Origin of the sequence: Elstera sp. (assembly GCF_044372965.1) — a bacterium.
Lineage (GTDB): Bacteria > Pseudomonadota > Alphaproteobacteria > Elsterales > Elsteraceae > Elstera.
The window spans coordinates 1-9,148 of sequence record NZ_JBILQX010000145.1 but is presented as its reverse complement, the minus strand read 5'-3'; the positions used below and the strand labels follow the sequence as shown (position 1 = coordinate 9,148).

Annotated in this window: 10 protein-coding genes; 5 read left to right on the top strand and 5 right to left on the bottom strand. The window is 60.5% G+C overall.

The window, feature by feature from the left end; genetic code table 11:
* The coding region (locus ACIQ36_RS15340) for a hypothetical protein (protein WP_395830870.1) at positions 1 to 495 on the bottom strand (495 nt) is incomplete at its 3' end.
* 125 nt (positions 496 to 620) lie between these two features.
* Positions 621 to 2,018 carry an NAD(P)H-dependent flavin oxidoreductase gene (locus ACIQ36_RS15335; protein ID WP_395830868.1) on the bottom strand — a complete coding sequence of 466 codons (1,398 nt, stop codon included), beginning with the start codon at positions 2,016 to 2,018 and terminating at the stop codon, positions 621 to 623.
* A 264-nt stretch (positions 2,019 to 2,282) separates the two neighbouring features.
* Between ACIQ36_RS15335 and ACIQ36_RS15330 the strand changes: the two genes are divergently transcribed.
* The 3 genes from ACIQ36_RS15330 to ACIQ36_RS15320 all read left to right on the top strand — a co-directional run bounded on the left by ACIQ36_RS15330 (position 2,283) and on the right by ACIQ36_RS15320 (position 4,124).
* Positions 2,283 to 2,936 (top strand): glutathione S-transferase family protein, encoded by a 654-nt coding sequence (locus ACIQ36_RS15330; protein ID WP_395830866.1) that lies wholly within the window; start codon positions 2,283 to 2,285, stop codon positions 2,934 to 2,936.
* 196 nt (positions 2,937 to 3,132) lie between these two features.
* Complete coding sequence (locus tag ACIQ36_RS15325) at positions 3,133 to 3,561, top strand: cyclic nucleotide-binding domain-containing protein (protein WP_395830864.1); 429 nt, start codon at positions 3,133 to 3,135, stop codon at positions 3,559 to 3,561.
* A gap of 134 nt (positions 3,562 to 3,695) precedes the next feature.
* The gene (locus tag ACIQ36_RS15320) at positions 3,696 to 4,124 is read left to right on the top strand and encodes a cyclic nucleotide-binding domain-containing protein (protein ID WP_395830862.1); all 429 of its coding nucleotides are present in this window, start codon (positions 3,696 to 3,698) and stop codon (positions 4,122 to 4,124) included.
* Between the two features lie 6 nt (positions 4,125 to 4,130).
* On the opposite strand, the gene mutT is transcribed toward ACIQ36_RS15320, so the two are convergent.
* Genes mutT through ACIQ36_RS15305 form a run of 3 tightly spaced genes read right to left on the bottom strand, consistent with a single transcriptional unit; the run spans position 4,131 to position 7,223 of the window.
* Entirely contained in the window at positions 4,131 to 5,105 is a 975-nt protein-coding gene (gene mutT, locus ACIQ36_RS15315) for an 8-oxo-dGTP diphosphatase MutT (RefSeq protein WP_395830860.1), read from the bottom strand.
* Positions 5,086 to 6,318, bottom strand: coding sequence for a bifunctional glutamate N-acetyltransferase/amino-acid acetyltransferase ArgJ (gene argJ / locus ACIQ36_RS15310; protein WP_395830859.1), 1,233 nt, complete (start codon positions 6,316 to 6,318; stop codon positions 5,086 to 5,088). The genes mutT and argJ overlap by 20 nt, the downstream gene beginning before the upstream one ends.
* Before the next feature lie 23 nt (positions 6,319 to 6,341).
* Complete coding sequence (locus ACIQ36_RS15305; protein ID WP_395830856.1) at positions 6,342 to 7,223, bottom strand: peptidylprolyl isomerase; 882 nt, start codon at positions 7,221 to 7,223, stop codon at positions 6,342 to 6,344.
* Positions 7,224 to 7,416: 193 nt separating this feature from the next.
* Between ACIQ36_RS15305 and ACIQ36_RS15300 the strand changes: the two genes are divergently transcribed.
* Positions 7,417 to 8,853, top strand: coding sequence for a squalene/phytoene synthase family protein (locus ACIQ36_RS15300; protein ID WP_395830854.1), 1,437 nt, complete (start codon positions 7,417 to 7,419; stop codon positions 8,851 to 8,853).
* A partial coding sequence (locus ACIQ36_RS15295) for an NAD(P)-binding protein (RefSeq protein ID WP_395830851.1) occupies positions 8,850 to 9,148 on the top strand: 299 nt, incomplete at its 3' end. The genes ACIQ36_RS15300 and ACIQ36_RS15295, both read left to right, overlap by 4 nt.

Here is a 9,148-nt window from a genome sequence, read left to right as displayed (position 1 = left end):
AAAAAAGAAAGCTGCTATAGGAATGGAAATTACAAAAAATTGTGGAGAAGATTTCCAGATAAAATTGAAAACGCCTCCAAAAAATGAAAAAAACCCACCAAACAGCATTCCTGTGTGTACGATTGGGGGCTGAAAATTAAAAAAATGATGCGTGACGTTGGTTTCCGTATTTTGCAGAACACCCAGAATTTCTTTTTTTATAGATCCATTTTTCACAAAAAAAAGAGAAACTTTATCACCTTTGAACACCGATATGCTCTGAGGAATATCAAGATTTGCTTTTTTCCCATTTTGATACTCAATTCTGAGACGAGAAAAAGAATTGTCCTCAGAAAATATTTGGGGAGGTGCTACGTAGCCGCCATACTGAGGATGAACAAAACTAACGCTTCCCTCACTCCGAATAGAAACATCTTGAATATGCTGAACGTCTAAAACAACGGCTTCAAACTTGGATACTTCGAGGTTTTGTTTCAGGAGAGAGAATTGATACACAGAACAACCCTTGTCTTCAAAATAATCCGCGTTTAGGACGCTCTGGAAGGGCCTACAATCCTAACCAGAGCGTTCTAATAGTAAGCAGAATACTCGAAAACTGCAACTCGCTGCGGAGTTTCCGCTTAATCCCCCGTGACAATCCGATCCATCAACTGCCGCACGGTCGGCACGAAACCATTGGCGTAGAACGGATCTTGCCCGAAGCGATAGGCATTATGCCCGGCGAACATCAATTGATGTTCGATATCGTCGGAATGGCTGATTTCCTGCAGCGTCTTTTGAATGCAGAAGCTGCGCGGATCGGGTGATTTGCCCGTCGTGCCCGATTCATTCTGCGCCCAGTTGGAGAAATTGCAGTGCGACAGGCACCCCATGCATTCCACCTGATCGGTGCGGATTTCCACACTATCCTCGGGGGTCACGAAGACGAGGGTGCTTTCCGGCGTGCGCAGGGCTTCGGTGAAGCCTTGGGTCATCCATTGTTCGGCATTGACCTTATCGACCGAGGTCACGAAGACGGAGCGACCGCGCGCGCCAATCTTCAGTTCGGTATCATGCTCGCCGTGGGCGTGGGCGGTGAAGGCGATCTGGCGTTCCGACCGGCCCTTGAGATTGCGCAGAAACGCGTTTTCCACCGCCGACGAGTAAAAGCCGGTGGGCGAAAAGCGGTTGAGATACACATCGCCGGGCTTTAGCTCCAGCAGGCGCTTGCGCCACGCGGCGGAAATCGGGCTTTCCTGGGTCAGCAGCGGGCGCGTGCCGAACTGGAAGCCAACCGGCCCAAGATCGGGATTATCGATGAAATCTTGCCACTCGCGCAGGAACCACACGCCGCCCGCCATAATGATGGGCGTTTGGTGCAGGCCAAACTCGCGCATCACCTGACGAAGTTCGATCAGGCGCGGTAGCGGATCTTCCGGTTTATTCGGGTCTTCGGAGTTCGAAAGACCATTGTGCCCGCCCGCAAGCCACGGATCTTCATAGACCACGCCGCCGAGTAGATCGGGGAACCGGTGATAGGCGCGCTTCCACAGGGCGCGGAAAGCGCGCGCCGAGGAGACGATGGGGTAATAGTAAACGCCGTATTTGGCGCAGATTTCCGCCACCTTATAGGGCATGCCCGCGCCGCAGGTAACGCCGTGGATCAGGCCCTTCGAGCCTTCGAGCACGCCGTTGAGGATGATTTCCGAGGCGGCCATTTCCCACAGAATATTCATGTGGATACGGCCTTGGCCGTTCGCCGTTTCATGGGCGATCTGCGCCTGGGCGATGCCGCCGCTGATGGAGTAAGCGATTAGCTCTTCATGGCGTTCCCGGCGGGTTTTGCCGTGGTAGATCATCGGGATGATCTGGCCGTCCGCATCATATTGGTCGGCATTGACGCCCGAGAAAGTGCCAATCCCGCCCGCGGCGGACCATGCGCCGGAGCTTTGACCGTTCGAAACGGCGATCCCTTTACCGCCTTCAACCAGCGGCAGGACTTCCCGTCCCGACATCAAAATCGGATTTAACGCCTTCACCCAGTCCTCCATCCCATCATCGCCGGCTTGGGGCGGGCAGCCCCTGGCTCGGTCGGCTTGTTGCGGCGCTGGTTTTACACCAGGCCATCGCGCCCCATCCTATAGACTTGCCTTTCCTATCGGGTTTTTGCGTCCGTTGCTAGGCTGAACGCGCCCCCGCGAAAACCGCAACCCCGATCGTCGCAAAAGCCCTTGCCAGGGTGCGGGGGCTCGGGTTTGCTGAGCGCCGTTGTTTTTACAGACCCACGCTGGAGGAACCAGGCCATGGGCTTGACCCTATTCATTGGCAATAAAAACTATTCGTCCTGGTCTTTACGCCCCTGGCTTGCCCTAAAGTTGGCGGGGATTTCGTTCGAGGAAGTGCTGATTCCCCTGTATCAGGCCGCTACCCGCCAAGATATTTTGCGTCATAGTCCAACCGGCAAGGTGCCCGCGCTCAAAATCGACGATACGGTGATTTGGGATAGTCTTGCGATTTGCGAATGGGCGGCGGAACAGGCCCCCGAGGCGCAGCTTTGGCCGCAGGACCCCATCACGCGCGCCGTAGCGCGCTCGGTTTCCGCCGAAATGCATTCGGGCTTCGTGGGCCTCCGCTCGGCCCTGCCGATGAATATTCGCCGCGCAACGCCGCCGCGCAATCTAACCCCGGCGGCGCAAGAAGATATCAACCGCGTCACCGCCTTGTGGCGCGATTGCCGCAAGCGGTTTGGCGTCGGCGGGCCTTTCTTGTTTGGGACGCCCACGATTGCCGATGCGATGTTCGCGCCGGTTGTCACCCGCTTTACCTCCTACCTCGTCGACGTGGATGACGAGAGCCGCGCCTATATGGCCGCCGTGCTCGCCCTGCCGCCGATGGTGGAATGGATCGAGGCGGGCAAGCGCGAGCCGTGGATTATCGAGGATAGCGAAGCGGCGTAAGCGGCCTTGTTCGAGGGAGTGTTGAGGGAGAGAATGGAAAATACTTAATATTCATTTCGGGTAAATTTACTTATAGTAGGGCTGTCGCTTTAGGGGAAAGAAGTGACAGCCCTACTTTTGCGTGTGCTGCTAGCGCGCCTTGGTTTGGCGTTGGGGTAATGCACGTTATCAATTTTTTAAAGTGAAGTCTAAGCCCATGCGAAAGCCCTCCTTATTAGCTGATCGCCGCCTCTATAGCCCCGGTGATGTGATCGTTCGAGAAGGCGAAGAGGGGTATTCACTGTATTTAATCGAAAAAGGGGCGGTCGAGATCTTTAAAACAACGGATAAGGGCGAAGCGATTTTAGGACATATTGGCAAAGATGGGATTTTTGGTGAAATGGCGTTGGTGGATGGCTCCAAACGCATGGCCTCGGTCCGCGCCGTGGAACTCACCACCTGCCAGATTTTCCCCCGCGAATATTTTCAATACCGCCTTGGGCGCAGCGATAAGTTGATTCAGGCCCTTATGCGGATTTTCACAGGGCATATCCGCTCTCTCACTCAGCTTCAGGCCGACGTTGGCGCGGGGGAGGTGCAACGCCCCAGCTATAGCTTCACCCAGAAGGATATGCTGGACGATTAGAGGGGGCGGCTGCGGTATCCGGCAGTTGCAGATTTTGACCCTTCGGGCGAATATCTTTCAATCTCAATATGGTTGCGGGGCGATTATTGGGCGTGGTAATAGTATAGAATATTTTTCCCATGAAGTGTCGGCCCATGCGCAAGCAAGTTCCTTTAGTCAGTCGCCGATTGTACGATACAAATGATCTTATCGTCCAAGAGGGCGAGGCGGGTAATTCCTTTTATTTGATCGAAAGCGGCACCGTAGAGGTTTTTAAAAATACGGGGCGTGCCGAAATTATTATCGGTTACATCAAGAAGAATGGAATTTTCGGTGAAATGGCCTTGGTGGATGGCGACCGGCGTAGCGCCTCGGTCCGGGCCATCGAACCCACCGTCTGCCGCGTCTTTCCGCGCGACTATTTTCAATATCGCCTCGGGCGCAGCGATAAGTTGATCCGCGCGCTGATGCGAATTTTCACGGCCCATATCCGCTCGCTGACCCAACTTCAGGCGGAAGTCGGGGTAAGTGACATCCAGCGCCCGACGGTGAAACTCGGCAAGGATGATCTGACGGAGGGGTAGAGGCGCCTACAACATCGCCCGCAACTGCGCCACCAGCGGCACATCGGCGGGCGGCATGGCGTAATCGTGCAGGCGCGTCGGGCGGACCCAGGCGAGGGCTTGGCCTTCGTGGCCGTGCGGTTCGCCCTCCCAGACGCGGCAGAGGTAGAGCGGCATCAGCAGGTGGAAATCCGGGTAGGTGTGCGAGGCAAAGGCGAAGGGCGCGAGGCAGGAGGGGCGGACGGTAATCCCCAACTCCTCCTTCAACTCGCGCACCAAGGCCGCTTCCGGCGTTTCGCCGTCAGAGACTTTACCGCCGGGGAACTCCCACAGACCGGCCAGGGCTTTCCCCTCGGGGCGTTCGGCCAGCAGCACCCGCCCGTCGCTATCGATCAGGGCGGCGGCGACCACGAAGAGGGTGCGTTTCACTGGCTGGGCGGCCAGGAAATCGGCCCGCGCAACGCGACGCCCAAAGGCGGGACGGCAGCGCTCTTCGGCGGGGAGATTTTCGATACCGCAGGGCTCGAACCCCAGCTTATCGAGCACCCCCAGCGAGGAATCATTCCCCGGCAGCACCAGCGCATAGGCCGACACGCGGTCGAGGTCGGTGAAGATGAAATGCAGGGCGCGGCGCACCGCTTCGGTGGCATAGCCCTGACCCCAATAATCCCGCCCCAGCCAATAGCCGAGCAGAATGGACCGTTCGGCCCCCGGCATGAGCGTAAGGGAAACGCCGCCGATGAACTCATCACTATCTTTCAGCGCGATGGCGTAAGTCACGGCCTCGCCGCGTTCGCGCTCCGCCCGGCTGTTGGTCAGCCAATATTCGGCGTGATGGGGCTTATAGGGGTGCGGAATCGCGGCGGTGCGGTCCGAAATATCGGGATCATTGGCGAGCTTGGTAATGCGCGCCAAATCCCCCGGCCGCAGGGGCCGGAGGCGCAGACGCGCGGTATCGAGAATCGGCTGCGGCAGCAGCGGATCAGCTCCGATAGCTGCCATTGATATCGATATAGCCGTGGGTCAAATCGCAGGTCCAAACGCGGGCGGTGCCGCTGCCAAGGCCCAGATCGACCTTGAGATGCACCTCTTTGCCCTGCATATGGGCATTGATCGGGGCCTCGTCATAGCCTTCGACGCGCTGACCGTCCTTCGCCACGCTGTAGCCGCCAAACCAGATGGAGAGCTTATCGCGGTCCGCCGGTTGCCCGGCCTTGCCCACGGCCATAACGACGCGGCCCCAATTGGCATCTTCCCCGGCAATCGCGGTTTTCACCAGCGGCGAATTGGCGATGGCGAGGGCCACGATTTTCGCCGATTCGTCCGAAACCGCGCCTTCAACATCCACCGTTACGAACTTCTGCGCGCCTTCGCCGTCGCGGGCGAGTTGCTGGGCGAGGTCGGTACACACGGCCTCCAGCGCTACCCGAAAACTTTCGGCGCGTGGGTCGGCGGCATCGGTGATCGGGGCGTTTCCGGCCTTGCCGGTCGCGCAGAGAACCACCGTATCGGAGGTGGAGGTATCGCTATCAACCGTGATGCAGTTGAAGCTTTTGTCCGAGGCTGGGGCGAGCAGGGCTTGCAGCGCGTCGGCGCTAATCGCGGCATCGGTAAACAGAAAACCCAGCATCGTCGCCATATCCGGCGCAATCATGCCCGAGCCCTTGCAGATCCCATTGATGCGCACGGAAACCCCATCGATCGTCGCGGTGGCCGTCGCGGCTTTCGGGAAGGTATCGGTGGTCATAATGGCTTCGGCGGCGGCTTGCCAGGCGTCATCGGCCAGGGTTTGCGCAATCGCGGGCAGCCCGTCGGTAATCTTGTGATCGGGCAGCGGTTCGCCGATCACGCCGGTCGAAGCGATGAAGACTTCGGACGGTTTGCAGCCCAGAAGGGCGGCGGCGGCATTTGCGGTGCGTTCGACCGAACCCCACCCGGCTTTGCCGGTAAAGGCGTTGGAATTGCCCGAATTCACCACAATCGCGCGCGCCGTGCCGCCCTTTTGCGCCTCCCGGCACCAATCGACCGGGGCCGAGCGGGTGAGGGACTTGGTATAGACCCCGGCGACCGTGGTTCCGGCGGAAAGTTCCGCCAGAAACACATCGGTTCGGCCCGAATAGCGCACCCCAACCGCGCCCGAGGCGAGGCGAACGCCCGCAATCGGCAGCAGAGTGGGAAACGCAGCAGGGGCGAGCGGCGAGACGAGCTTTGCCATCGGTCGGGCTTTCGCGGGCTAGGTTATTGAGCGGCGGGCAGCGGCTTGCCCTCGATATCGAATTTCTCGATCTTCGCGCCTTTGCGCAGGTCTTCGACGATCTTCGTAATCATTTCTTGCGACATTTCGGAAGTGAGCTGGTCGCGCACGTCGGCCAAAGCCGGGGCTGCCGTCTGGCGGCGCTGCTCCAGCTTAATCACGTGCCAGCCGAACTGGCTTTTCACCGGCTCTTGGGTGAATTCATTCGGCTTCAGGGCAAAAGCGGCTTCGGAGAATTCCGGCACCATGTCTTCGCGGGTGAAGAAGCCCAAATCGCCGCCTTCTTTGGCCGATCCATCGGTGGATTTGGCTTTGGCCAGCGCCGCGAAATCGCCGCCTTTCTTGAGGTCGGCGATGATTTCTTTGGCGACGGCTTCGCTCGCCACCAGAATATGCCGCGCGCGCACTTCTTCCTGCTGGGGATTATCTTTGAGGAACTGCTGATAGCGCGCTTCGAGCGCCTTATCGTCTACCTTCGCGGCCACGGCGCGGTTCAGGTAGATTTCTTGAACGACGCGATCTTCGTAATCGGCCAGTTTGCGCTTCACTTCGGGATCATCGTTCAGCTTCTGGGCGCGGGCGGCCCCGGCGATCAGCTTACCATCGACCAAACGGTCGAGGATCAGCGGATAGACGGTTTGCATCGGCATCTGCTGCACCTGCGGCGGCAGCCCATCGAGCGAGCGCACCAGGTCCGAGCGGCGAATATCAATCGCCCCGGCGCGCGCGATCACAGGATCGTCCTTGGCGGCGGGTTGCTTCAGAAACTCGCCAATCGTCTGCGCCGAAACCGGGGCTGCGACGAGAAGGGCCGCCGACAGCATGAGTCCGGCAAGGAACGGGGTGCGGGAAGAAGCGAACAGCATGGTCCAAGGATCCTTTGGATCGGCGATGGCGTAACCGGAACTTGCCCGGCGTCTCACGGCATACTGCACAAGGGATTGCGGCAAACAAGAGGCAAAACGGGGACGCGGGCGCACGGGAATGCTATGGTGCGGCCCCATGAGCGCCTCTTTCCTAGGTCTTGCCGCCGAGAACCCCCGTAAGCAGGGTAAAACAATGCGACAGGAGTCCTTTCCGGTTGCTCTGCGCTGGCTTGCCGGGCGGGAGCGGGCGGCGATTTTGGCCTTCTACCGCTTCGCCCGCGCGGCGGATGATTGGGCCGATACGCCCGCCCCGGCTTTGAGTGTCGAACAGCGGCTTGCGGGCTTGGCCCAGGTGCGGGTCGAAGCGGCAGATGCGCTGGCCTTCTGCCCGCCCGCTCTTGCGGCGTTAGAAGCTTTGCTTCCCGCCTTTGAGGCCGATGCGCGCGGCGATTTGCCCCAGGATTTTGGCGCAGCGGTGGCAGCGTGCCGGGCGTCGTCGGAGCCCGTGGGGCGGTTTCTGCTGACCTTGCACGGGGAGTCGCCGCTGCTTTATCCCGCGTCCGATGCGCTGTGTTTGGCCCTGCAATTGCTCAATCATCTTGGTGATGAGGGCGGGGACCGGGTGCGATGGGGGCAGCCCTATCTGCCCGAGGCGGCAACTCCCGCCCTGCGGGCCTTGCTTCCGGCCTTGCTGGAGCGGGCGGCGGTGCTGCCGATGCTGATTCGGTCCCCCGGATTGCGGCGACAGGCGGCCGCCACAATAACGGCGGCGCGGCGGCAGAGGTCGGCGCTTGAGGCTGGGCGACGGTTGAGTTTTCGCGATGGTCTTGCTTGCGCGGGGGCGGCGCTGGTCCCGCCCGATCTGCCGCGCCCGCGCCTCAGCGGCTCCTTCCGTGCGGCGTTGCCGCTCTTGCCGCGCGACGCCCGCAAGGCGGTGGCGCTGGTCTATCGCTTCGCCCGCGATTGGGATTCCTGGGCCGATGAGGCTGTCGATCCGGTGGCTGCCGAAGCCCGGCTTGCCGATTGGCGGCAGGCGGTGGCGGCTTTGGCCGACGGGGAGTGGAAGCCTCCCTTGCCGGTTTCTTTTGTCGCCCTGGTTACGCGCTATCGCCTGCCAATTCCGCCGTTCCTGGCGTTGCTGAATGGGGTTCTATCGGACCTGCGCGCGCCAATCTGGGCTCCTGACGCGCAGACCTTGGCCCTCTACTGCGACCGGGTGGCGGGGGCGGTTGGGGAATTGATTCTCGCCGCCCTCGGCATCCAAGATGCGGCCTTGGCGCAGGCGGCGGGGCGGGCACTGCAACTCACCAATATTCTGCGTGATCTGGAGGCCGATGCGACCCAGGGGCGGATCTATCTGCCGCGCGAAGCATGGGGCGAGGGCACGCCGACGGCGGTTGATCTCCGCGCGCGGGCGGCTTTCCTCGTTCCCCAGGTCGAAGCTGCCTATGCCGAGGCCTTCGCCCGGCTCGCCGCACACCGCTTTGCCGGGCGGCGGGCGGTTTGGGCGATCGTGGCGCTCTATCACCGGCTGTTCCTGCGCTTGCGCGCGGCGGATTTCGCCCCCGGCACACGGGTGCGGCGGGGGGATCGGGTGCAGGTATTGCTGCGGGCTTTGATTTTACGATGAGCCGTTCGACAATCGTGATTGGCGCGGGTCTCGCCGGGCTCGCCGCCGCCGTGATGGCGGTGAGTAATGGCGATCAGGTGATACTCTTCGAAGCGACGCCGCACGCGGGCGGGCGGTGCCGCTCCTGGCCGCTGGCGGGGGAAAGCCTGCCGCTGGTCGATCTCGGCACCCATCTTATTCTGCGCGGCAACCGGGCCGTTCAAGCCTATCTCGCCCGCATCGGCGCGCAGGACCAATTCGCGGCACCGGGGCCGACACCGGGGGCGCTGACGCTTATCGGTGGGGAGGATCGGCT

Excerpts from the sequence above, each read along its gene's own strand:
- ACIQ36_RS15330 (WP_395830866.1), top strand. The coding sequence starts at position 2,283 with ATGGGCTTGACCCTATTCATTGGCAATAAAAACTATTCGTCCTGGTCT.
- ACIQ36_RS15300 (WP_395830854.1), top strand. The coding sequence starts at position 7,417 with ATGCGACAGGAGTCCTTTCCGGTTGCTCTGCGCTGGCTTGCCGGGCGG.
- ACIQ36_RS15305 (WP_395830856.1), bottom strand. The coding sequence starts at position 7,223 with ATGCTGTTCGCTTCTTCCCGCACCCCGTTCCTTGCCGGACTCATGCTG.
- ACIQ36_RS15320 (WP_395830862.1), top strand. The coding sequence starts at position 3,696 with ATGCGCAAGCAAGTTCCTTTAGTCAGTCGCCGATTGTACGATACAAAT.
- argJ (WP_395830859.1), bottom strand. The coding sequence starts at position 6,318 with ATGGCAAAGCTCGTCTCGCCGCTCGCCCCTGCTGCGTTTCCCACTCTG.
- mutT (WP_395830860.1), bottom strand. The coding sequence starts at position 5,105 with ATGGCAGCTATCGGAGCTGATCCGCTGCTGCCGCAGCCGATTCTCGAT.
- ACIQ36_RS15325 (WP_395830864.1), top strand. The coding sequence starts at position 3,133 with ATGCGAAAGCCCTCCTTATTAGCTGATCGCCGCCTCTATAGCCCCGGT.